This window comes from Pseudoalteromonas sp. CnMc7-15 (assembly GCF_022347925.1).
Lineage (GTDB): Bacteria > Pseudomonadota > Gammaproteobacteria > Enterobacterales > Alteromonadaceae > Pseudoalteromonas > Pseudoalteromonas ruthenica.
In genome coordinates this window covers 327217-351664 of the sequence record NZ_JAKRFT010000006.1, presented here as the reverse complement: position 1 = coordinate 351664, position 24448 = coordinate 327217, and the positions used below count along the sequence as shown (strand labels likewise).

Annotated in this window: 17 protein-coding genes and 1 rRNA gene; 11 read left to right on the top strand and 7 right to left on the bottom strand. The window is 49.1% G+C overall.

What is annotated here, in order from left to right; all coding sequences use genetic code 11:
• Position 1 precedes the first annotated feature (1 nt).
• Positions 2-116, top strand: a 5S ribosomal RNA gene (gene rrf, locus MHM95_RS16340).
• A gap of 630 nt (positions 117-746) precedes the next feature.
• On the opposite strand, the gene MHM95_RS16335 is transcribed toward rrf, so the two are convergent.
• Positions 747-2051 carry an inosine/guanosine kinase gene (locus MHM95_RS16335; RefSeq protein ID WP_022944734.1) on the bottom strand — a complete coding sequence of 435 codons (1305 nt, stop codon included), beginning with the start codon at positions 2049-2051 and terminating at the stop codon, positions 747-749.
• Between the two features lie 251 nt (positions 2052-2302).
• Here MHM95_RS16335 and tadA point away from each other — a divergent pair, with 251 nt between their 5' ends.
• Positions 2303-2812, top strand: coding sequence for a tRNA adenosine(34) deaminase TadA (tadA, locus tag MHM95_RS16330; protein WP_053910643.1), 510 nt, complete (start codon positions 2303-2305; stop codon positions 2810-2812).
• Here the strand turns inward: tadA and MHM95_RS16325 are convergent.
• Together MHM95_RS16325 and mltF are read right to left on the bottom strand one after the other, a co-directional pair.
• Positions 2809-2979, bottom strand: a complete 171-nt coding sequence (locus tag MHM95_RS16325; RefSeq protein ID WP_022944732.1) for a hypothetical protein — start codon at positions 2977-2979, stop codon at positions 2809-2811. The two genes, tadA and MHM95_RS16325, sit on opposite strands and share 4 nt — an antisense overlap.
• A 65-nt stretch (positions 2980-3044) precedes the next feature.
• Positions 3045-4505 (bottom strand): membrane-bound lytic murein transglycosylase MltF, encoded by a 1461-nt coding sequence (gene mltF / locus MHM95_RS16320; RefSeq protein WP_239385785.1) that lies wholly within the window; start codon positions 4503-4505, stop codon positions 3045-3047.
• 139 nt (positions 4506-4644) lie between these two features.
• On the opposite strand from mltF, the gene purL reads away from it, so the two are divergent.
• From purL to MHM95_RS16300, 4 genes are all read left to right on the top strand, one after another.
• On the top strand, positions 4645-8529 hold the full coding sequence (gene purL, locus MHM95_RS16315; protein WP_239385784.1) for a phosphoribosylformylglycinamidine synthase: 3885 nt from the start codon (positions 4645-4647) through the stop codon (positions 8527-8529).
• A 137-nt stretch (positions 8530-8666) separates the two neighbouring features.
• Complete coding sequence (locus MHM95_RS16310) at positions 8667-11114, top strand: YdbH domain-containing protein (protein WP_239385783.1); 2448 nt, start codon at positions 8667-8669, stop codon at positions 11112-11114.
• 4 nt (positions 11115-11118) lie between these two features.
• The gene (locus MHM95_RS16305) at positions 11119-11304 is read left to right on the top strand and encodes a YnbE family lipoprotein (RefSeq protein WP_022944728.1); all 186 of its coding nucleotides are present in this window, start codon (positions 11119-11121) and stop codon (positions 11302-11304) included.
• An 8-nt stretch (positions 11305-11312) separates the two neighbouring features.
• Positions 11313-11633: a YdbL family protein gene (locus MHM95_RS16300; protein WP_022944727.1), complete on the top strand. Its 321-nt coding sequence runs from the start codon at positions 11313-11315 to the stop codon at positions 11631-11633.
• 102 nt (positions 11634-11735) lie between these two features.
• Here MHM95_RS16300 and MHM95_RS16295 read toward each other — a convergent pair whose 3' ends face one another.
• Positions 11736-12692: a hypothetical protein gene (locus MHM95_RS16295; RefSeq protein ID WP_053910646.1), complete on the bottom strand. Its 957-nt coding sequence runs from the start codon at positions 12690-12692 to the stop codon at positions 11736-11738.
• 260 nt (positions 12693-12952) lie between these two features.
• Between MHM95_RS16295 and MHM95_RS16290 the strand changes: the two genes are divergently transcribed.
• The gene (locus MHM95_RS16290) at positions 12953-15829 is read left to right on the top strand and encodes a M16 family metallopeptidase (RefSeq protein ID WP_239385782.1); all 2877 of its coding nucleotides are present in this window, start codon (positions 12953-12955) and stop codon (positions 15827-15829) included.
• 105 nt (positions 15830-15934) lie between these two features.
• Complete coding sequence (locus MHM95_RS16285; RefSeq protein ID WP_239385781.1) at positions 15935-17404, top strand: alkaline phosphatase D family protein; 1470 nt, start codon at positions 15935-15937, stop codon at positions 17402-17404.
• A 36-nt stretch (positions 17405-17440) separates the two neighbouring features.
• Here MHM95_RS16285 and srmB read toward each other — a convergent pair whose 3' ends face one another.
• Positions 17441-18676 (bottom strand): ATP-dependent RNA helicase SrmB, encoded by a 1236-nt coding sequence (srmB, locus tag MHM95_RS16280; RefSeq protein WP_239385780.1) that lies wholly within the window; start codon positions 18674-18676, stop codon positions 17441-17443.
• Positions 18677-18744: 68 nt separating this feature from the next.
• Here srmB and MHM95_RS16275 point away from each other — a divergent pair, with 68 nt between their 5' ends.
• The gene (locus MHM95_RS16275) at positions 18745-19440 is read left to right on the top strand and encodes a methyltransferase (protein WP_239385779.1); all 696 of its coding nucleotides are present in this window, start codon (positions 18745-18747) and stop codon (positions 19438-19440) included.
• Between the two features lie 118 nt (positions 19441-19558).
• A complete protein-coding gene (locus MHM95_RS16270; RefSeq protein WP_239385778.1) occupies positions 19559-21553 on the top strand; it encodes an alpha-amylase family protein in 1995 nt (664 codons plus the stop codon).
• A gap of 567 nt (positions 21554-22120) precedes the next feature.
• On the opposite strand, the gene MHM95_RS16265 is transcribed toward MHM95_RS16270, so the two are convergent.
• On the bottom strand, positions 22121-22795 hold the full coding sequence (locus tag MHM95_RS16265; RefSeq protein ID WP_239385777.1) for a cation transporter: 675 nt from the start codon (positions 22793-22795) through the stop codon (positions 22121-22123).
• 164 nt (positions 22796-22959) lie between these two features.
• Here MHM95_RS16265 and MHM95_RS16260 point away from each other — a divergent pair, with 164 nt between their 5' ends.
• Complete coding sequence (locus MHM95_RS16260) at positions 22960-23838, top strand: LysR family transcriptional regulator (RefSeq protein ID WP_239385776.1); 879 nt, start codon at positions 22960-22962, stop codon at positions 23836-23838.
• A gap of 34 nt (positions 23839-23872) precedes the next feature.
• Here MHM95_RS16260 and fldB read toward each other — a convergent pair whose 3' ends face one another.
• Positions 23873-24391, bottom strand: a complete 519-nt coding sequence (gene fldB / locus MHM95_RS16255; RefSeq protein WP_045980667.1) for a flavodoxin FldB — start codon at positions 24389-24391, stop codon at positions 23873-23875.
• Positions 24392-24448 lie beyond the last annotated feature (57 nt).

Sequence of the window (24448 nt, the reverse complement as noted above, 5' to 3'; positions counted from 1 at the left end):
GCTTGGTGATAATAGCGTTCTGGACCCACCTGACCCCATGCCGAACTCAGAAGTGAAACGGAACTGCGCCGATGATAGTGTGGGTTCGCCCATGTGAAAGTAGGTCATCACCAGGCTCCTAATTAGAGAGACCCGTTGCACCAGTGCAGCGGGTTTTTTTATGCCTGTAGGCCAGGCTTCAGCCTTGCATCACCTAGTCAGGGTAAACCCCGACCCACAACACAGCCAAACAACAGAAAAACCCCACACCCGTCACCATATCTATATCTGTAGGCAAGGCTTCAGCCTTGCATCATCCTAGTCAGGGTAAATCCTGACCTACAACATAACTAAACATCAGAAAACCCCACACCTGTAGGCAAGGCTTCAGCCTTGCAACACCCCAGTCAGGATAAATCCTGACCTACAACCACAGCGAAACACCTTTCATCATATCTGTAGGCAAGGCTTCAGCCTTGCGTCATTCTAGTCAGGGGAAACCCTGACCTACAACACAGCCAAACATTTGTCACCACACCTGTAGGCAAGGCTTCAGCCTTGCATCACCTAGTCAGGATAAATCCTGACCTACAAAAGAGCATCATCGGTCATCACACCTGTAGGCAAGGCTTTAGCCTTGCGTCATCCTAGTCAGGGTATAACCCTGACCTACAAACCTCGAGCCTGACCTACATTGTATAGGCATCGATTTACGGGCATAAAAAAACCGCTAAAAAGCGGCTTTCTTGGTTAAAACGATAGGAGGGTTACTGTTCCCAATAGGCTTGCTCTAGGCAATCCTCGCGCTCCGGTAGACCCCGGGTTAAACGTGGTGAATGTTGCACTAGCACTTCATAACTTGCGCGGTTCGCATACTTACTGATCTGAGCTAAAGAAGAGTAAGTGATCGCTTGCTGACCATGCTTGGCTGAGTTTGGCACATTTAACTTGTGGTACTCATTAGCGCTAATATCATGCAGTACAGCAGCTAGCGCGCAATCACCGGCGCCATTGGTGTTCTTAATGCTATCTGGCCCACCCATAAAAGGGGCGGTATGGCTATAAGCACGCACAGGCTGTTGGCAGTCTTGCTTGCGCATGGCACGTGAAAACTCATAACGGTTAAAGTCAGCGATGGCACCAGGAAGGAGTGGGTACTCAGTGGCACGTTTATGCTGATCGTCGACATAGCCGGCCATAAACATACCTTTTTCACCGGCGGTACAAATGACAAAGTCGACCCATTCTAGAGCTTTGTCTGCCGCTAATAGTGGATCTTCAAAACCGGTAATGGCTAGGCCTTCTTCTTCGTTCATAGCAAGAATATCGACATGATCATTTACAAAGTTGGCCCACCATGTAGGGTCTTGCTCAATAAGAAACTTGGTGCCGAGCGTCAGCACCACAGGTACCCCGGCTTCGTTTGCGTACTTTACCGCTTGCATAGTGGCTTCGGTCATTGTTTCGTTGCCTTGCGTGCGCATAAGGTAGGCACTGATCACCAAAGCAGATGATTCTTGGATCAGGTTCTTATCTATGGACTCAGGGCGTAAGTGATTCATTAACCCTGCGCTAATGGCGAAGGTACGTTCGCCACTTTCATCAATCAGCGTAAAGCAACGGCCTATGGGGCCATCTACAGGTTGCAGATAATTAAGGTCTACACGGCTTGAGGTGTTACACAAAAAGCGATAGGCATAACTACCAATTTTGATATTTTCGCTCATTACGCCAAGTAGCACCGAACGATCATCAGCCAGCACTGAGTAGTTGTGCATGGTATTGCCTACTGTACCGCCAGCAAACTCGTAATCAACCATGTCGTTGAGCTTGAGCCGATCATAGAGGGCATTGGTAACGTCACTGTCAATAACCTGTGACATGCCACGCTGCAGCCCGAATTCATCTAAGAATGCCTGATCGACCTTGGCTTCAATATCCACCACGATCTGATCTATGCCTACAATGTAGCTGCGCTTCAACCGCGATTCGGGGTTGATTTGATTAGTAAGTGGATCTTTATCTTCCACCGGGAAATAATGTTTATGTCTTCGGCGACCAGGAAACTTCATGACTTACCCGTTTTCGGTGTCCATAGAACAAAAAAAGCGGCGAATTATAGCTTAATTTTGGGTGTGCAGGCTATGGTACGAACCATAAAATCCGCTAAATAGTGAGAATGTGTTAATACTAGACTCAGAAAATTCTAATAATGAGTGTAAAGCATAGTCGGGAATTTGCTGATGTTAGCGAGAGGATTCTCCGCGCACTTGCCGATATTGCTTGGTATAATTGCTGTCCCTAAGTAGTTAAAAGATACCCTATGACCGAGCTAAATGACGAATACTGGATGGCGAAAGCCTTAGCCTGTGCCGATAAGGCCGAGCAACTAGGTGAGATCCCAGTCGGTGCTGTACTAGTCAAAGATGGTGAGCTTATCGCCGAGGGCTGGAATCAATCGATCACCCTTAACGACCCGTCGGCTCATGCTGAAATGATGGCGGTGCGTGCGGCTGGAGTGGCCCTTAATAACTATCGGCTTATTGACTGCACTTTGTACGTTACACTAGAGCCATGCTCAATGTGTGCTGGTTTACTCGTTCATAGTCGCATTGCGCGGCTAGTCTTTGGTGCCAATGATTTAAAAACGGGTTCTGCGGGGTCTATTATGAACCTAGTGCAGGAGCCTCGGCTTAATCATCAAGTTGAAGTCACCAAAGGGGTGCTTGAGCAGCAGTGTGCAACTAAGTTATCAGCGTTTTTTAAGCGACGTCGGCAAGAGCATAAGGAGAGAAAAAAGGCGCGTCAGCAACGCCAGGGGGAAGGGGGTTAGGCTTCCGCCAAGCGTTGCTTTTCTAGTTCTTCCATTTGTTGCATAGCAAACAAGCGGCGACGCCACAAAATCTTATTGTGAGTATTTTTACGGGTTACTCGACGACGATTAGTCGATGAAAATAGTACATTTCGCTTAAAGCGATGCGTTCTACGGCGTTTTAGCATAGTGTATTCTCCTTGAAAGTGTGAGAGGGGAGAGCTGCCAATGAAAACACGATTAAATGACAGTTTTATGGCGTTCCGGCCGATTCTTCCTTGGCGCTAGCGTTGTTGGCCACCAAAGCATCGTTTTCATCTAACCATACCAGGGTGTCGTAGTAGCGCCGAATATTGTCTACGTAAGTTACCGCTACGTCTCCGCGCGCATAACCGTATTTAGTTGTACGATAATAGCGTTTCTTGATCAACAGCGGTAGGTATTTTTTCACATCGGCCCACTTGTCTTTATCGTCACCGGCACGTTCGGTTAGGATCCGCGCATCATTTACATGGCCCCAGCCGACATTATATGACGCTAAGGCAAACCAAGTACGGTCAGGTTGGGCAATACGATCAGGTATGCGTTCAATAAGATAACGTAAGTACTCGGCGCCGCCGCGAATATTCTGCTCTGGCTTGAGACGACTGGTAACGCCCACCTGTTTTGCCGTTGGTAAAGTCAGCATCATAATACCGCGTACCCCAGTGGGTGATTTTGCCAAGGGGTCCCACATCGATTCTTGATAACTGAGTGCAGCCAGCAAGCGCCAGTCTAACTCTTGTGCATACTGTTTAAACCAAGGCATATAAGTCGGCAAGGTATCGGCAACGGCTTCAATAAATGCCAGGGTGTTAACATAGTTAAACTGGCGTACGTGGCCAAAGTATTTCTCTTCTAAGGCATAAAGGCGCTTGTTCGCTTTCGCCTCACCGAAAAACTCCACTACCAAGGCATAGAGCGAGTCGTCGTTATCTTGGCGCAGTACCCAGCCAATTGGGTCATTACGTGTTACGGAAAAGCCGATGCTCAGATTCGGGTGGTAACGGCGAAACAGTGCCAAGGCGTGGGAGTCGGCAATGGTGTAGTCGATATCGCCGTCGATAATGGCTTGCAGTAACTCTGCTTCATCCATTTCATCGGTTTCATTCCAACTCAGTTGAGGGTACTGTTTTTTATACCGATGTAGAGTTTGCGAGTGGCTGCTGCGGGCCAATACCGTTAAGTTGCCCTCTAAGTCATCAAAGTCGCGCGGCCGGACTCGACCTTGTTTGTAAACCAGCTTTTGACTAATTGTGCGGTAACTGGGGCCAAAGCGGTACAGCTCGGCACGACTTGGAGTGTAGCCAATGCCCGATGCGACCAGGTCCAATGAGCCATTATCAAGGCGCTGAAACATATCGTTAAGGCTAAAGAACGGCACGATATCCAGCTTTACGCCTAGGTAGTTAGCAAAATCTTGGGCAAGTTCGTATTCAAACCCTTGCTCCCCTTGAGGGGCTTGGTAATAATTGCTGGCACCGGCCAGGGTGCCCACGCGCAACGTGTTGCTTTGATGAATACGCTCTAATTGGCTAGGTTTTTGCGGCTCACTGCAGCCTACGAGTACCCAGATACTCACAATTAACCAAACGAATCTCACGGCTTGCCCCTTTACCCCGATACCACCACTTATAACAAAACCAAGGCTTGGCGTCACCTCTACTTTAGCCATAGAAAGTGAGGCTTATAACGATTCCCTGCAATAGCGGACAATCGTCCTTGCCAGCGGCCCTTTAACTCGCATTTTTAACTAAATTAAGTATAATGCGCGGCAACTGTCGTTCAATCCTTAACCCCGGATGATATTACCTATGTTAATCCTGCGTGGTGCGCCAGCACTTTCCGATTTTCGTGTTCAAAAAGTGCTTACTCAATGTAAGCAAGCCAAACTTCCCGTAACTAACGTCTACGCCGAATTTATGCACTTTGCTGATGTCACAGCAGCACTGAATTCTGACGAGCACAGCAAGCTGGAAAAGCTGCTTACTTATGGGCCGCATATTCCTGAACATGAGCCCCAAGGGACACTTATTTTAGTTACCCCGCGTCCAGGCACAATTTCGCCATGGGCGTCTAAGGCCACCGACATTGCTCACAATTGTGGATTAACTCAGGTACATCGTATCGAGCGCGGCATCGCCTATTATGTTGAAGGTGATTTGAGTGTTTGCCAGCTTAACGATGTGGCCGCCTTGCTACACGACCGCATGACCGAAGCCACGCACCGCGATATGGATGATGCCGCGAAACTGTTTCGTACCGATGAGCCGCGAGCCATGTCATCGGTGGACATCCTTGGCGGAGGCCGTGAGGCGCTAGCTAAAGCGAATGTTGAACAAGGCTTTGCCCTTGCAGACGACGAGATTGATTATCTGGTAGAGAACTTCCAAAAACTTGGCCGTAACCCGAACGACATTGAATTGTTTATGTTCGCGCAGGCGAACTCAGAGCATTGCCGTCACAAAATCTTTAATGCAGATTGGACCATTGACGGCACAGAGCAGCCTAAGTCGCTGTTCAAAATGATCAAAAACACCTACGAGCAAAATAGCGTCAACGTATTATCTGCATACAAAGACAATGCAGCGGTGATGAAAGGCTCAGTGGCCGGTCGTTTCTTCCCTGATTTCAGTGGTGAATACACTTACCACCAAGAAAACATCGAAATTTTGATGAAGGTTGAAACCCACAACCACCCAACCGCGATTTCGCCATTCTCAGGTGCATCAACGGGCTCGGGCGGTGAAATCCGTGATGAAGGTGCTACAGGCCGTGGCTCTAAGCCAAAAGCTGGTTTGGTAGGCTTTAGCGTATCTAATCTACGTATTCCAGGTTTTGAACAACCATGGGAGAGCGAATACGGTAAACCAGGGCGCATTGTTGAAGCGCTGGATATCATGATTGATGGCCCGCTAGGCGGCGCCGCGTTTAACAATGAGTTTGGTCGTCCAAACCTACTGGGTTACTTCCGTACCTATGAAGAGCGAGTTAATAGCCACAATGGCGAGGAAGTGCGCGGTTATCACAAGCCTATTATGATTGCCGGTGGTTTAGGTAACATTCGTACTGATCATGTACAAAAAGGCGAGATCCCGGTAGGCGCGAAGCTAATTGTGTTGGGCGGCCCGGCAATGAATATTGGCTTGGGAGGCGGGGCGGCTTCGTCCATGGCGTCAGGACAGTCCAATGAAGACCTCGACTTTGCTTCGGTGCAACGTGAAAACCCAGAAATGGAACGTCGCTGTCAAGAAGTCATCGATAAATGCTGGCAGCTAGGCGATGACAACCCGATTGCTTTTATCCACGATGTGGGCGCCGGTGGCCTGTCAAATGCCTTCCCTGAATTAGTGGATGATGGCGGCCGAGGGGGCGATTTTGAATTGCGTAATGTGCCAAACGATGAGCCCGGTATGGCGCCGCACGAGATTTGGTGTAATGAATCACAAGAGCGTTACGTGCTGGCGGTAGCAGAAGAAAACTTCGCTCGCTTTGAGCAAATATGTCAACGTGAGCGCGCCGAGTACGCAGTCATTGGTACTGCGACCGAAGATCGTCACTTACGGGTTTCTGACTCGCACTTCAACAATAGCCCAGTGGATCTGCCGCTTGATGTGTTATTGGGTAAAGCGCCAAAAATGCACCGTGATGTCAGCACCAAGCAGGCTCAGGGTGAAGCGCTTAATACCAACGCGATTACCGTACAAGATGCGGTGCAACGACTACTGCGCTTGCCAGCAGTTGCTGAAAAAACCTTCTTAATCACCATTGGCGACCGCTCGGTAACCGGTTTGGTTGCCCGTGACCAAATGGTTGGCCCTTGGCAGGTGCCGGTGGCCAACTGTGCCGTTACAGCTGCTGCGTACGACACCTATCATGGTGAGGCCATGTCTATGGGTGAGCGCACACCTGCGGCGCTGCTTAATTATGGTGCTTCAGCGCGTTTAGCGGTCGCCGAGTCACTGACCAATATTGCCTGTGCTGACATTGGCTCATTGAATAACATTAAGCTATCAGCAAACTGGATGGCGGCAGCCGGGCACCCCGGTGAAGACGCCGGTTTATATGAAGCGGTTAAGGCCGTGGGTGAAGAGCTGTGTCCAGCCTTGGGTTTAACCATCCCGGTAGGCAAAGACTCAATGTCGATGAAGACCACATGGCAAGATAATGGTGAAGATAAAGCCGTGACTGCGCCGCTGTCTTTGGTAATCACTGCGTTTGGTCGTGTTGAAGACATTCGTAAAACGGTCACGCCACAGCTGCGCACCGATAAGGGCGATTCAACGCTCTTGCTTATCGACTTGGGTGCTGGTCAAAACCGCATGGGGGCATCAAGCTTGGCGCAGGTTTACAAGCAACTGGGTGACAAAACCCCAGATGTTGATAGCCCTGAACTATTAAAAGGCTTCTTCGAAGCGATGCAAGCGCTGGTAAGCAAAGAAAAACTACTGGCTTACCATGACCGCTCCGACGGTGGTTTATTCGTAACTGCTGCGGAGATGGCCTTCGCGGGTCACACTGGCGTAACGCTAGAGCTAGACGCGTTAGCGGGGTCTGATTTAGAGGTCCTATTCAACGAAGAGTTGGGTGCCGTTATTCAGGTTCGCAATGATGACCTAGACGCGGTGAAGGCCATCCTTGCCGAGAACGGTCTTTCGGCGCTAAGCCATGAAATCGGTACGTTGAACGATGCTGATCAGCTGGTTATTAACCGTGGTGGTCATGCACTAGTGGATAATAGCCGTACTGAGCTGCGTTTAGCGTGGGCGGAAACCACTTATCAAATGCAGTCCCTGCGTGATAACCCTGCCTGTGCTCGCCAAGAGCATGATGCCAAAGCTGATGCCAATGACCCAGGTCTTAACGTGAAGCTGAGCTTCGACATTAACGAAGATGTCGCCGCGCCTTATATTGCCACTGGCGCTAAGCCACAAATGGCTATCTTGCGTGAGCAAGGCGTTAACTCACACGTTGAGATGGCGGCGGCATTTAACCGTGCAGGCTTTGCCGCCGTTGACGTACACATGAGTGACATTCTAGAGGGGCGCTTAACGCTAGAGCAATTCAAAGGCCTTGTGGCGTGCGGTGGCTTCTCATATGGTGACGTGCTCGGGGCCGGTGAAGGCTGGGCGAAGTCCATTCTATTTAATGACATGGCACGCGAGCAGTTCCAGCACTTCTTCGAGCGTCAAGATACCTTCAGCTTGGGTGTGTGTAATGGCTGTCAGATGCTATCAACATTGCGCGAGCTGATCCCAGGCACGGAGCATTGGCCACGTTTCGTAACCAACCAAAGCGAGCGTTTTGAAGCGCGTGCAACCTTGGTCGAAGTACAAGACAGCCCATCGGTGTTCTTCAGCGGTATGGCGGGTTCACGTATGCCAATTGCGGTGTCACACGGTGAAGGCCGTGCCGAATTTGCAAATGAGGCGGCTATTCAAACAGCAGTGAACTCGGGTACTGTGGCGGTGAAATACGTAGATAACTACGGTAACCCAACTATGCAATATCCGGCGAACCCCAATGGTTCACCAGAGGCAATCTCGGGTATGACCTCTACAGATGGTCGTGCTACGGTGATGATGCCACACCCAGAGCGGGTATTCCGTGCGGTAGCGAACTCATGGCACCCAGATGAGTGGCAAGAAGACAGCCCATGGATGCGCATGTTCCGGAACGCGCGCAAGCACATTGGCTAACTATCTAGTGCTTATCTAATCTAAAAAGGCTGCCTTGGCAGCCTTTTTTGTTGCTCTTATTGATGTGTTCCAATCTGCTGCGCTTCATGAGAAACTTTTAAAATGATCACCTACCATTTGCCGCTTTAAGGAAAACTATGCTGCGCAAGCTGTTGATTGGATTAGCAGTGATAGGGCTCACTCTAGCTACCGCCTACTTATTTCGCATTGAGCTCACCTTTATGGTAGCGAAACAGTACCTTGATGCCGATGAAACAGAGTTAACCTGTGTTGATTGGCAATGGGGGAGTGGGCTGACCACAATCACAGTCAATAAGTTATGTGTAGGTTATCGCCAGCATCGGCTTGTTATTGAGCAGGCGCGAATCACACCGCAGCATATCGATATTGAAAAAGCAGCCCTAACCCTGGCTAAGCAACAAACTCAACCATCCAGTGGTACTGGTGAACCTCAGGCGCTTAATTTGCCGCTGACAGACAGTCGTCCGTTGGTAACTGTTGAATCCCTTTTCGTGTACACGCCTTATGCCGCTGCGCCTGTGCGTATGACGGTAAGTGAGCCGCAACTCAATCAGTGGGTGTTAAATGGTGATATAGCCGGTGATATCGCCATAACCTCGCAGCATATCGATTATGAACTGCATGCCAATCAAGCCTTAAGAGCCCAGCTTATGGCTGTGGCCGAGCCATCACTCATGCGCTTTAATATCTCTCAGTGGGCATTGCCGGAGCTACAAGTACAAGGGCGCTATTACGGAAACCGCATCGATAACCAGATCACTATTGCCAGCCAAGCTACTTGGCAACATACGCCTTGCCCGGTGCAGGTGAGTAGCCAGGGTCGCATCGAGGTGTGCTCCAAGAATATGCGTCGCTTTAGCTTAGACACCAGTGCACTGACAACGCAATTGCGAGCGCAGGCTCAATGTGACTATCAAGCCAGCCTAAAACCCTATTTCCCAGAGCTGCTCAAGGGGTCATGGCAGCTAACGTTGGCCGAACCAAGGGTGAGTATAGATAAAAGCGAGGTGGAGCTAACGCAAGTGCTGCTTACGCATAACAGCGAACAGACTAAAGTGGGTGTCCGCTTAGAGGCGCCGCGTGCCAATTGGCGCACAGCACAGGTGGCTGCCGAGTATGCTTTACAGCTAGAAACCCAGTCGTTAGGGCGGCTTAGTGTTTCGGGACAGGCAACTGAGCAGCGCATTAGCGGCGCCTTTAAAGGCCAGGTAGCTGCGCCGGTGGGTGAAAACGTGCATGTTGCCCCCGTAAGCGCCACTGGCGAGTTCGACCATAACTTTGCTGGGGCTACTGCGCTGCATGGGCAACTGAAAACCGCACAGTTAACAATGGCGCCTTATTCTGGCGAACAGGTAGCGGTTACTGTTGATGCCACTATCAGCGCAGATAACTCGATTTCAGCGCGCTTAGAGACCGTTGCTGCTGTTGCGGCGAGTGCTGATATTAAACTCCTTGATGTCGAGCAAAATTATCAGGTACAGGCTGATTTAGGGGCAGGGCGGCGCAGCGCTCAGGTTGAGGTGCAAAGCCGTATTGGGCAACTAGATTCTGCGCAGCTGAGGTTAAGTGAGCTCAGTGTCGATAGTCAAGTTGATATTGCTCGCAGCATTGATGGTGAGCACCTTATCTCATGGCAGCAGGCTCAAACTTTGGTTAAGCACAGCTGGCAAGAAACGGCTTTTCCTATCACCGTGGTATTGCCGCCGACGCCTTTGCCTTCATTGCAAGCCATTGCCAGCCAATTGGCCCCTGAGTTGTCACTGACCGCCGGCACACTCAGCGCTCAACTGCACGGTGATGCGCGCCTTCAGCGTATGCAATGGCAGCTAGAGGTGGACGACGCCAGCGTGCTTTATCAGAGTTACTTAGCTGAAAATATCGATACGTCGCCGCAAGGACAGTGGAATTCAGGGCAACTTCAGCTCGATGATACTAGCTTTACTATTTCCCAACTACGCGCTGGACCGGTGTTGTCACAGGTGCAAGGGCTCTGGGGTTATGACCAAGATGCCTACCTCAAAGAGGTGCAGGCCGAGGTGTTAGGTGGCACTTTGTCGCTGGATAAACTTTATGTGACTGGGCTAACGAAGCGTCGTGCTCCCACCTTAGTTGAGGTAGCACAAATTAATGCCCAAAGCCTACTGGCGCTAGAGCCACAGCAGGGCATTGAGATCACAGGGGTATTGGCAGCAAAACTACCAATACGGTTAGAGGAGCAGGGAGTCAGTGTCGAAAATGGCCGTATTTATTCGCAAGCTCCGGGTAAATTGACGATTAAAGATAACGCCGCCTTCGATGCGGTGAAAGCACAGCAGGAAGAGCTTGGGCCGATGTTGGGCATGTTGGAAAACTTAGATATCAACAGCATCAACGCCGATGTTGATTTAAAAACCGATGGTTGGTTAACCATGGCGATGCAATTAAAAGGGGAAAACCCCGAGCACCAGCAAGCTGTAAATTTTAACTATAATCATCAAGAAAATATCTATACCCTATTTAAGGCGCTGCGCTTAAGTGATGAAATCACTAAGAAAGTGGAGCAAGAGTATCAAGCGAAGGAGTAAGCGAATGAGCAAACTATCGCTGGTGGCAGTGGTCGCTATGTTAACTTTAATGGGATGCACCCATAAGGTTGAGGTAGAGAGTAAAGAGCCAATCACCATCAACCTAAATGTCAAAGTCGATCATGAGATCCGCGTCAAAGTGGATAAAGAACTCGACGAATTATTCAGCGATGACAGCGAGCTTTTCTAGGAGGGGTTATGAAACTAGTTAAATGGAGTATGTTAGTCAGTGCCGCCATGTTGGCCTTCAGTGCCTGGGCGCTAACTTTAGACCAAGCTAAGGCGCAAGGTATCGTCGGCGAAACCAGCAACGGTTATTTAGCCTTAGTACAGAATAACAGTGAGGCGCAAAAGCTAATTGCCGAGATTAACGCTAAGCGTAAAGCCAAGTATTTATCATTGGCGAAGAAAAATGGTATCAGTTTGAGCCAAGTGGAGGCGTTAGCAGGCGCCAAAGCTATCGAAAAAACGACCGCAGGGCATATGGTTAAAGTCGACGGCCAGTGGCGTAAAAAGTAGCACTAGGGTGAGCACAGTGCAGTAGCACGCTGCACTTTTTTCCGCTCAAAATGCCCAGCGCTATCAGTAGGTATAGCACTGGGTGGGCAAAAGAAAGGTAACCTAGGCGATTTGTCGTTCTGCCAAGCTCAGCTCCATGGTGGCTTTAAGCAAACGATACAGGTTGATGGATGCATCGATTTCCTGTTTACGGTTCGTTAGTGACTCGATATTCAACCCCAGCGGCACATCCAGATGGGCGCAGCTACGTAAGATCAAATCTAAGTTTTCGCGGCAGATGCGCACCGACTCACTCAAGGTGTTTTCGGCATCAAGCATGCGCCACTTAGTTGCCTCTGGTACGGAAATCCCCAACCACTGCATAAAATCCAGCGTTTTTTCACCGCCACAAGGGGTGAAGGTCAGAATAATACGCTGTGGCGAGAGCCCTTGCTGGCGGCAGCTGCGGGCATAACTGGTGATTAGATCAATGGTCGCTTGCGCATCGTAAACCGCCTGAGAGATAAAAAACTGACACCCTTGCGCCGTTTTGGTCAGCAAGCGCTCATGTTCATTGCGCTTATTGGCATGGCGCTCGGCAATGGTCACGCCACCTAAAAAGAAGTCTTGGTGATGAGCGGCAATCTGGGTGTAGGCATCATTTAAGCTTAGCTTGATATCCCCTTGTGACGACGGACTTCCGACTAAGACTAAGTTATTTAAATCATGGTCATTGGCGGTGCTATCAAGCCATTGATTAAATTCATCCTGATTGCGCTGAGCCACACTTTTATAGGTGATCACATCGGCGCGTGATAAGCGCCGCAATAACTGGCCATAATCACGTGGGTCAATGGTGTGTTTGAATGGAAAGGGGCGCGGCGTACTGATGCGGCTGCTCTCGTCCTGAATGTCATAAACCACCACACCGTCATATTCAATTTCGTGTAAACGCCCAAGCAACTTTTCGGCAATTGCGCGCATAGCGACTTCATCAGTATCTGCTTTAGGTGGCGTAGTGCCAATTAAATACACGCCCTGACGGGGGTCCTCTATTTTTTCTCGCAGTGATAAAGCCATGGTTCTCATTCCCAGCAATTGACAATGAAATAACTATAACAGCCATTTAGACGTCTAAACAGCTTTTTATAATGAAACTTACTCAACTCGAGTGAATTTGCTTCAAGTTAAAGCGTTATTCAGCATGAGCTGACCGTTATACCCATTTTGTCGTGGCTGACATATTTGTTTACAGCAAAGTGACGCCCCTAAGGTGCGTTTGCGATGTGATTTATTGCATAATGAGGAAGCTAAAAAACAACAAAACATCAAGGTTGAAGATGAAACTTTCTCTATTAGCGACAGGTGTCGCCTTCGCGCTCACTCTTGGCGGTTGCCAAAGCACGCAAACGACGACCAGCACCCGAACGGCTGCTGAGGCCGCGCCACAGTCACAAGCGGTGTTCTCCCAAGACTATGTACTTGAAGAGCTTGATAATGGCCTGCGAGTCATGGTGGTGAAAACAGACTACCCCGATGTCGTGTCATTACAAATCCCGGTGTCCGTAGGCTCACGTAATGAGGTGGAACCAGGAAAAACCGGCTTTGCACACTTCTTTGAACACATGATGTTCAAAGGCTCTGAGAAATTTCCTGCACACGTATATGCAGATATCTTGAAAAACTCCGGGGTCGATAACCGCGCCTACACCACGAATGATTACACCAATTATCACCTTAACTTCTCCAAAGAGCACCTCGATAAGGTGCTAGAAATTGAAGCGGATATCTTCCAAAACTTAAGTTACAGTGAAGAGCAATTCCGTACCGAAGCGCTGACCGTAAAAGGCGAATACTTAAAGAATAACGCCAGTCCTATCCGTAAATTACTAGCGGCGGTGCGTAATGAGGCCTTTGACAAGCATACCTATAAACACACCACCATGGGCTTTTTTGCCGATATTGAAGCCATGCCAGATCAAAGTGAATACGGGCAAACCTTTTTCGAGCGCTTTTATAAGCCGGAATATGTCTCTTTGGTAATTGTCGGTGATGTTGACCCGCAAGCGACCATCGCGATGGTGAAAAAGCACTGGGGCAATTGGCAGCAAGGGGATTATCAAGCCGATATTCCTGTTGAACCGCAACAACAGGCGCCTCGTTATGTGCATGAGCAATACGAAGGGCTACCCGGACACTGGTTATTAGTATCATACAAAGGTGCAGCGTGGCAGCCGCAGAAAAAAGACCGCGCGGCGCTCGATTTGCTCTCACAACTATACTTTTCTGAGAACTCAGATTTGTATCAAGAGCTGGTTGTTGATAAACAAATTGCTAGCCAAATGTTCACCTACAACCCGGAAACCAAAGATCCAGGCTTGATGCATGTGTTTGTGAAGGTAGATGATGAGCAGCACCTCACCACCGTGCGCGATGCTATCAACCGCACTTATGCCAAGGCACGTACAGAGTTGGTCGATGAAAGCCGACTACAAGCCTTGAAATCTCACCAAAAGTATAGCTTTATTAATAGCTTAGATTCATCACAAAGCATCGCTTCAACCCTTGCGCGGTACATGCATTTCGAGCGTGACCCTGAAGTGATCAACAGCTTGTATGCCACTGCCGATAACATTAGTGCCGAAGATATTCGCGCCATGGCGAATAAGTACTTTGTCGATAGTAATCGTACCACGGTGACGATGTCGGCTAGTGAGTCGGTCGCAGGCTTTGCCAACGAGGTGCGCCTTGATGCTTTAGTCGCTGAGCATCAAAATAAGCCCACCGAGCGCCATTTCACCGTGCTCGATAACACGAATAGTTCACCGCTGGTGGATGTTAACTGGTTATTCTACACCGGCGCTGCTGCCGACCCAGAGGGCAAAAAAGGTCTGGCGGCACTGACTGCGGCAATGATTGCCAAAGGCGGCAGTGAGTCACAAAGCTATAAAGATATTCAAAAGGCTTTATATCCCATGGCGGGGAGCTTTAGCTATCAAATTGATAAGGAAATGATGTCGTTTCGTGGTCGTATTCATAAAGACAATGCTGACAAATGGTATGCCTTGGTGAGCGAGCAATTGCTAAACCCTGGGTTTCGCGAAGACGATTTCCAGCGACTGCAAAAGGAGCTTGTCGATAGCATTAAATCAGGCTTAAAAGCGTCTAACGATGAAGAGCTGGGCAAGGAGGTACTGTATAGCAAGCTGTATCAAGGTCACCCCTATGAAAGTTATAATTACGGCGACTTATCTGATCTGGAAAATATTACCTTAGCGGATGTGCGGGCCTTTTATCAGCAACAGCTGACCCAAAGTAAACTGCACTTGGGTATTACTGGAGCCATGCCAGAAGAGCTGAAAACGCAGCTGTTAACGGACCTACAGGGCTTACCAAAAGGTGAGCAACGCCGCCTTAATGTGCCTGACGCTCCAGCGCTTGACGGACGTTACGCGACTATTGTCGAAAAGTCGGCAAAATCAACGGCAGTGTCGTTTGGCTTCCCTATTGATACCACGCGATCGCATAAAGACTGGACAGCATTATGGTTAGTGCGTTCATACTTAGGTGAGCACCGTAACTCGAACGCCCAGTTATTCCAGCGTATTCGTCAGGTTCGGGGGATGAACTATGGCGACTATGCCTACATCGAGTACTTCCCTCGTGGTATGTTCCAAACTAAACCGGATGCCAACCTAGGGCGCTCTGAGCAAATCTTCCAGGTATGGCTAAGGCCGCTGCGCTCAAATAACGATGCTCACTTTGCTACTCGCACCGCTTTATTCGAGCTCGATAAACTCATTGCGAATGGCATGAGCGAAGCGGACTTTGAAGCAACGCGAAACTTCTTAAGTAACTATGTGCCGCAACTGGTAGCCAGCCAAGACCGACAGCTAGGCTATGCCCTAGATAGTCGTTTTTACGACACCGATAACTTTGTCGACTATGTGCGTGAGCAGCTCAGTAGCCTAAGCGTCGAAGATGTAAATCGGGTGATCAGTGAGAATCTACAAAGCGACAATATGCACTATGTGTTTGTTACTGGAGATGGCGCCGATATGCAGCAACGACTAGCCTCGGAGCAGGAATCACCGCTGCAGTACAACACTGAGAAACCGCAATCGCTGCTTGACGAAGACAAGCAAATTCAAAGCTATCCTTTGCGTATTCCCGCTGAGAATATAGAGGTGTTGGCGGTCGACACCATCTTTGAATAAGCATTAATCTGCACGAAAAGCCGCTGTTGATGAGCGGCTTTTTTATTGCTGTGTTTCTGCTATGGTAATGAGCGACAACTCATTTGTATGCCATGGAGGGAGATAATGTCAGCCAAGCTATTATTGGGGCCTATTCTTGGCCTTGAATCAGATATCCTATACACCTTTGTCTTTGTGACCGATAACAATGTGCAGCAATGTCATGTCGCGGTGGGTGGGCAGAACCTAGAGGCGGTTGAAATCGGTTCCCTCAGTGCGGGGAAGGTATGGAAAGCTCGTATCGAACTTGACACCTCAGGTTACCTTGATTACCACATTACTATCAACGGCGAGGACGCCGCAGACCAACAAGGCCAACAGCTTTGGACATTTTACGTGCCTGAGCAGGGAGAAAAACCGCGCTTAGCCTATGCCTCATGTAATGGCTTTTCCGATTATAAGATGATGAATGCCACAGAAAAGCCTTACTACTTATGGCGTGAAATGCACGCACAACACCAGCAGGCACCATTTTCGCTGCTGTTAATGGGAGGCGATCAGGTTTACGCCGACTCCATATGGTCTCAAGTCCCCACATTACAGCGTTGGAATGAACTTGATAAAGAGCAGAAAATAACGCGCCAAGTTAGCAAAGAGATGCGCAACCAAGTGACGCGATTTTATAGCCAACTGTATTTAGCTCGCTGGAATAAAGCGCCAATGGCGGCAATGCTGGCTTCAGTGCCATCGTTAATGATGTGGGATGATCACGATATTTTCGATGGCTGGGGGAGTTACCCTGATGATTTGCAGAGTTGCCCCGTGTATCAGTGTATCTATGAGGCGGCGCGTGAGGTGTTCACTTTGTTGCAATTACGCGGCAGCGATAACCACGGTTTACTTGCCGGTGAACAAGGTTGTGACTTTTCATTTGCGCTGAGATTTCGCGACTATCATATTTTGGCCCTGGATAACCGCTCTGAGCGCAGTTTAAGCCAAGTGATGTCGGATACTTGTTGGGCTCATGTGACCGATTACCTCGATAGCCAATGCCAGCAAGGAGATTTGTTGGTGATGACGGCTGTGCCTGTGGTCTATCGTGATTTCTCTTTCGCTGAGCGTGCGGTTGATGCCACCCCTTGGCAAGAAGAGCTGACTGATGATTTAAAAGATCATTGGCGGGCAAAAGAGCATGAAGGGGAGCGCGCTCGTTTAATTATGCGACTCATTGATAATGCCAAGCAACGTCAAGGCAAAACCGTGTTGCTTTCGGGGGATGTGCATGTGGGGGCTTTGGGAGTGATCAGGGCGCCACAATCTCAAGGCGCGGTGAAAATTCACCAAGTGGTATCCTCGGGGATTGTGCACCCGGCGCCGACCTTTATGCAGTGGCTCGGGATTTGTGCGATCACCAATGACGATTTGGAATACATTGATGAAGGGGAGCAAATTACGGCTTCCATGCTGCGCCCATTTGGCTCAGCAAAGTACATTCGCGCTCGTAATTTTGTGTCCATGTGCCAAGGTGATGACGGCAAACTTTGGGTCAATTGGCTCATTGAGGGCAAAGACAAGCCGAGTTACCCCATTAACTAGAGAGTAAAAAGGCCTCTTTAGGGAGGCCTTTTTTAACTACTTTTTGGCTTTGATTTTAGCCTTGGCTTTTTTGCGCTTGGCTTTGATCTTGGCTGGATCTTTTTTCTTTTTCGGTGGCAACTTAGGCTCTTTATGTTGTGGCTCTAAGCCCTTTATTTTGCGCCGTTTCAGTACTTGATCGGTATAACGCTCTATTTTGCCAACCATGGCCACATCATGGGCCTCAACTAAGGAAATTGCGGTGCCTTTTTTACCTGCACGGGCCGTGCGGCCAATGCGGTGCACGTATACATCGGCCGTGCGTGGCATATCAAAGTTGATGACATGGCTGATATCGCTGACATCAATGCCGCGTGCGGCGACATCTGTGGCCACCAAAATATTAGTGCGACCACTGTGAAAGCTAGCCATGGCTGCCATGCGTTTATCCTGTGGCATCTCGCCACGTAGCCATGTGGTTTTTATATCATTGGTATAAAGCTCGCCCACTAACTTTTCTAAACGCTCGCGGGTTTTCACAAACACCACGGCCTTTTCCACATCACTTTGTTTCAATAGATGGGTGAGTAGTGCCAACTTGTGCTCGTAATCATCGGCCAAGTGAACCCATTGTAAGATCTTGCCGCGCTCGCGGCGCGAGGGCGAAGCTTCAAGTTTTGCGGGTTCATTAAGGATTCGCGCGGAGAACTTTTCTACCGCTTCGCCTTCTAAGGTGGCCGAAAACAGCAGACATTGGCGTCGGTTTTTGGCTTCTTCACAGATGCGCAGCATTTCTTTACGAAAGCCCATATCTAGCATGCGATCGGCTTCATCGAGGATCAACATTTCCACATCCTCGGCATGGAAGTTTTCGGTATCCAAATACTCCATTAACCGTCCAGGAGTGGCAATCAGCACATCGTTGTTCTTTTCAAAGATTTCTTTATGACTGCCGTAGTTGATGCCGCCGGTCACCACGCCAATTTTTAGGTGCGTGTGGGCTGCGAGCTTTTCGCACTGCTCATGGACTTGGTAAGCAAGTTCGCGCGTTGGTGCCATGATCAGCACGCGAGCGAAACCAGGGTTGCGACGCGGGTGGTCGAGTAAGTATTGAATTGCAGGGATCAAGAACGCTGCCGTTTTCCCTGTGCCCGTTGGTGCACCCGCAAGTACGTCGCGACCATCAAGGGCCTCTGGGATGGCGAGCTGTTGGATGCTGGTGGCTTTGCTAAAGCCCATGGCATCAATGGCTTTTAAAAGCGCGGCATCAAGATCAAAATCGGCAAATTGCATAAAGGAGTCAAAATGAAGGACAATTGCGTTAATTATACGTGGCACATACACAAACACAAAGGGCAAAAGTGGCAGGATTTAACTTTAAACGCTTCTCCATCGCACAAGACAACGTCGCCATGAAGGTCTCAACCGATGGCATCATGCTCGGTGCGTGGGCCGATGTCAGCCAGGCGCGGCGTATATTGGATGTAGGCACGGGCACAGGGCTACTGGCGTTAATGTCTAAGCAGCGGGCGCCTGACGCGTGGGTGCACGGCATTGATATTGAACCGGATGCTTGCACTCAAGCGCAGCTTAATGTTGCTGCGAGCCCTTGGCCTGAGGTGGCTATAAGCCGCTGTGATGCTAATACCTTCACGCCCGAGCAAGCGGTTGATTTAGTGATCAGTAATCCACCGTATTTCGATAATGCTCTTAAAGCCGGTAGCGACAAACGCACGTTGGCGCGCCATACCGATAGTTTACCTTTTAGTGAACTACTGGGTGTGTGGCAGCGAGCCAGCCACAGCCAGACTGAATTGGCGGTGATTTTGCCACTATCCGGCGCCGAGCAATTGCACCAATTGGTGCTGCAACAAGGGGGGTATTTACGCCGTTGTTGTCGAGTGAAAACCACCGCCACTAAAGCCGTAACGCGCTGTTTAATGCAGTGGAGCTGGCAGCCAAGTGATTGCCACTATAGCGAGCTGGTGATCCATCAAGGTGATGATTACAGCGCCGAGTATCGCGCATTGTGTCAGGATTTTTATCTGCGTTTTTGATTTTTCAGCGCCTTTGTCTCGGTAATGAATACGTATTCAATTGCCACAGTGATGCGCTCAGTCTAGTGTTAAATTTTTGTAAATTAAGCGCAGGCTAATAACGAAAATGAGACACACTATGACAACTAAAACCCTCCTTGCTGCGAGCCTCTCGTTAGGTCTTGCAATCCCGGCGACAAGTTATGCCGCCCCGACCACCTTTGTTCACTTGTTTGAATGGAGTTGGCCGGACATCGCTCAAGAATGTGAGCAGTTCTTAGGCCCCAAAGGCTATGCTGCTGTGCAGGTGTCACCGCCCAATGAGCATATCCAAGGCAGCCAATGGTGGACTCGCTACCAACCGGTCAGTTATGAGCTCACCAGTCGCGGTGGCAATCGCAGCGAGTTCATTGATATGGTCAAGCGTTGTGGCGAGGCCGGCGTGGATATCTATGTTGATACCCTGATTAATCACATGGCGGCGGGCAGTGGTGTTGGCACGGCAGGACACAGCTATGGGGATAAATATTTCCCAGATTACAGCCCACAAGACTTCCATACTAGCTGCGCTATCAATCCTGAAGATTATGGCAATGACCGTTGGCGGGTGCAGCATTGTGAATTGGTGGGCCTCGCGGACCTAGACACCGATGCCGAGTATGTGCAAAACACCTTAGCCAATTACATTAACTCACTGCAAAGCCTAGGGGTGAAAGGGTTTCGTTTTGATGCTGCGAAACATGTTGCAGCAGATGATATTGCCAGCTTAATGAGCAAGGTGGTAGGCAACCCAGTGGTATTCCAAGAGGTGATTGATCAAGGCGGTGAAGCTGTCAGCGCTTCGGAATATCTGGCCACAGGCTTGGTCACCGAATTTAAATACAGCACCGAGCTTGGCAACACCTTTCGCAATGGCAAACTCGCCTGGCTGAGCAATTTTGGTGAAGGGTGGGGGTTTATGCCGAGCTCCTCAGCAGTGGTGTTCGTCGATAATCACGACAACCAACGTGGTCACGGTGGGGGCGGTAATGTGATCACCTATGCCGATGGCCGTTTATATGATTTAGCGAACGTGTTTATGCTTGCCTATCCCTATGGTTACCCTAAGGTGATGTCGAGTTATGACTATCACGGCGATACCGATGCTGGCGGGCCCAGTGTGCCGGTGCATAATAACGGCGAGTTAGCGTGCTTTGGCAGCAATTGGCAGTGCGAACACCGGTGGTCTTATATCGCCGGTGGCGTGGATTTTCGCAATAACACCACCGAGCACTGGCAAGTGACGCAGTGGTGGGATAATGGCAATAACCAAATTGCCTTTGGTCGGGCGGATGCCGGGCATGTGGCCATTAACAAAGAAGAGTTCGCGTTGCAGGCGACGATCGCCACCGACATGGCTCCAGGGCGCTATTGCAATGTACTTAAAGGTGCGCTGAGTGAAGATGGCAGTCGCTGTAGCGCTGAGGTCATTACCGTACAACCCGATGGTACTATTAACCTTGATGTGGCCCCTTGGGATGCGATGGCTATTCATCATCAAGCCAAATTACCTGCCGTCGATGACGGTGACTGGCAGCGTACGGTGATCTTTATCAACGCACCCACCGCAAGCGGCGAGGATCTATTTCTACGCGGCGGCATTGACCACCACTATGCTAACACCACACAAGGGCGCGATTGCCAAACCAGTAACTACCAATGTGCCATGCCTATTCGTCAAAACAACCTACGGAACGCCACCACAGCGCCGTGGAAAATCAATGATAACTACCTTGATTGGTATGGTAGTGAGGAGGGGCAAAGCAGTGATGCTCCCGGCAGTGCGACCGACTGGACCACCGACCTTTGGCCCAGCGACTGGGGCACTGAGCGCACCGTGAGTGTTGATGGTTATGGGATGACAGCGCTTAATACGTGGGGGCCGCATTATTGGATGCTGGATGTTGAGATGGATTGCAGCCGCGCGGTAAATGGCTGGTTTGAAATTAAAGCCTTTGTGCGCAATGGCCAAGGCTGGGAGGGAGATATTAACCAGCCGAATACCCCTTATGCGAGCGCAAATCACTTTGCACAATGTGGCAAAATAAACACCTTTGAATTCAATAGCGATACCGCACTCATACAAAGTTTTTAGCCTTTATTACCCAAGTCAGGAGCGGCTAAATCACCCTGACTTGGGTTAGCCGATAGGTTAAAGCCCATTTTTGACCTTATGTACTAAGGTAAAATTGTAGCCCTAAGGTTTTGGGTTCAATCGGCATGTACAAAAGTTACTCTTTCGATAACTTATATAAGCCAGGGATCAATAATGAAACGCCTAGCGAGAGTAGCAATACTAACGCCACTCTTAACACATCCAAGGCAATGAAATCACTCAGCGCTCTTTCTAAAGCGAGCATCAAGAGGATTGAAATAGCCGATGTGTATTTTCTTCTTTGAGTAAACTCATGAAGCGACTTGCACTTCACGCACCTGTACTTGGTGGAATGAGAAGATAGCTCAAACCATGCGAGAGATAGTTTGTGTCCACAGTTTAGGCATGTTATAGACATTTAGAGCATCCTTCTCAATTTTAAACCCTTGTCTACGGGTTTATGGCCCATTCCTCCATGATAACACCACAATCCTAAAGATGAATCTAGATAGCAAAGGCTTAGTAAGACTTTTATTACCGCAATTTCTTGCCTAGTTAATTGTCCATTTAATCCAACTCACAGCTACAGTAACTATGCTGCACTGGGCAGGTTTGTAATTGCTTAAGCGCTGCTAGCATCATTTTTACAGGCACAACAATAAAGTAGACGGAGGCAACAATCACCATAATGGGGTCGGCGTAGGCCGCATACACACTTAAATTGAAATAAGTGAGCAGGGCTGCGATGAAAAATCCGGCGATAACCGCAGCGCTGATCACCGCATCCATAAACCATTGCTTGGTTTCAGCTATTACCAAAGCAGATGCACTAGCTTGGGCTTTAATCACTGTGTAAGCACCTATACAAGCAAGCAGGTTGATGACACCAAATAGCAGTGCGGCCGAAGTATTGATAGTGCGACCACCATCCATCATAGCCAGCAGGGCAGAGATAAAAGACACACTGCACATCAGTGCGATAACAAACCCCTTAAAAGCAATAACAATGGAGGGTAAGCGCTGACTTAATAAGGCACGTCGTTGAGAGCTTAGCGAATTTAGATATGCGGCGGTAAGCAGTGAGATAGCCGTTAATAACACACTGACAAGGGAGTAAGCACCGTCAAATAAAATCACCAAGGAGTCTAACCATAGACCCAAAATGAGGCCTAATAAGGCTAATAAAAGCGCGCTGATGCAAGAAAACAGCAATAGCTTCTGAGTATTTAAAGGAGACATCATAAACCACCTCACAATGGGGATGTGTTCAATAGCAATTAACAACTTGCTGCCAGCGTAATGTCATAGAACTCACTTCCAAAGCCGCTGAGCGACGATATTTACGTCGCTGAAAAGGCATAAACTTGCTATGGTAAATAAAACCAGCAAGATATCTGCGGCACGGTATGAAAGTCAGTCAAATTGAAATATTTCTCGCTATCAGCGAATCGGGCTCGATTGCAGACGCGGCGCGACGAATTGGCAAAAGCCGCACGACGTTAAGCTCGGCACTTACCGCCCTTGAGGATGAACTTGGCGTTGAGCTGCTCACTCGCACCGGTAATCAAGTCTCGTTAACGAATATTGGTGAGGTGATTAAAAATGACTGTGAACGCTTGGCGATGATCGCCAACGACATCACCGGTCGCTGTCATCAGCACTTGCAAGGCGTTGAAGCCTCGCTGCGCATTGCCCGTGACGATGCTCTCCCTGAGGCTTATTGGCGACAACTGATTCATGAAATGAGCAGACAATTTCCTAGTATTAGCGTTTCTGTGTATATGGCGCCGCCGCCGGAGCTCAACGATATGGTGGAGCAAGGGGTCGTCGATATTGCTTATTGTCTGTTACCCCAAAGCCAGCAACTAACAAGTAGCCATCAAGTCAAGCTAGGTGAAATTCGTATGATGACCGTGGCCAGCAAAGCCCACCCGCTCACGACACTCAGCCAAGTAGTTAAAGCCGACCTGTCCAGGTATACCGAATTTGCGTTAGCAACTATTGATGAAACGGGGCTGCATGCGGTTACTCCAGTCTCAGGAAATTACATCGCGTTGCCTTTTTATGAGCACCTGCGCAATGCCGTGCTTGATGGCACCGGCTTTGCCAGTGTGCCCTCGGTTTTAATTAATCCCTATTTACGCGACGGCAGTGTTAAAGTTTTGAAGTACGATCAAGCGATGACATCGCAAGCTTATGGCATGATTCAAACCCGCTATAGCCAGCTTGGTCGGCTAAGCCAGTGGCTAGCGCAACAAATTGCTGCCTACCTGAGCGAATCTTAGCGGCTGGTTGAGAAAAATGAGAAAGCAAACAAGGTTATAACGCGCTGTACTCATTCATGATTTGTTCTATCCAAGTAGCAATGCGTTCATCGCTTTTATCGTACTGGCTGTCCTCATCTAGCGCTAAGCCAACAAAGTGAGATTGATCCTCTGTTAATGCTTTAGACGCTTCGAACTCATAGTCATCGCCATTGGGCCATTGGCCAATAAAGTGCACACCTTGTGGCTTAATTTCGTCGTGGAGCATACCCAGTGCATCTTGGAACCACTGGCCATAACCTTGCTGATCGCCCATTCCGAAAAGTGCGATCACTTTGCCACTCAAATTGACGCCACTGATATCATCCCAGTGCGACTCCCAATCTTCTTGGATTTCACCAAAGTCCCATGTTGATATCCCGAAGATTAGAAATTCGTAATCTTCAGCTTTTTTCAAAGGCTCATCTTGGATGTTGTATAAGTCCACCACCTCAGCACCAATGATGTCGCGGATTTTTTCCGCTGCTATTTCGGTGTAGCAGGTAGTCGAGCCATAAAATAAACCAATCTTCATAATCGCCGTACAACTGAGTGAGTAATGGCCGCAGTTTAACGTATCGGCTCGCGACTA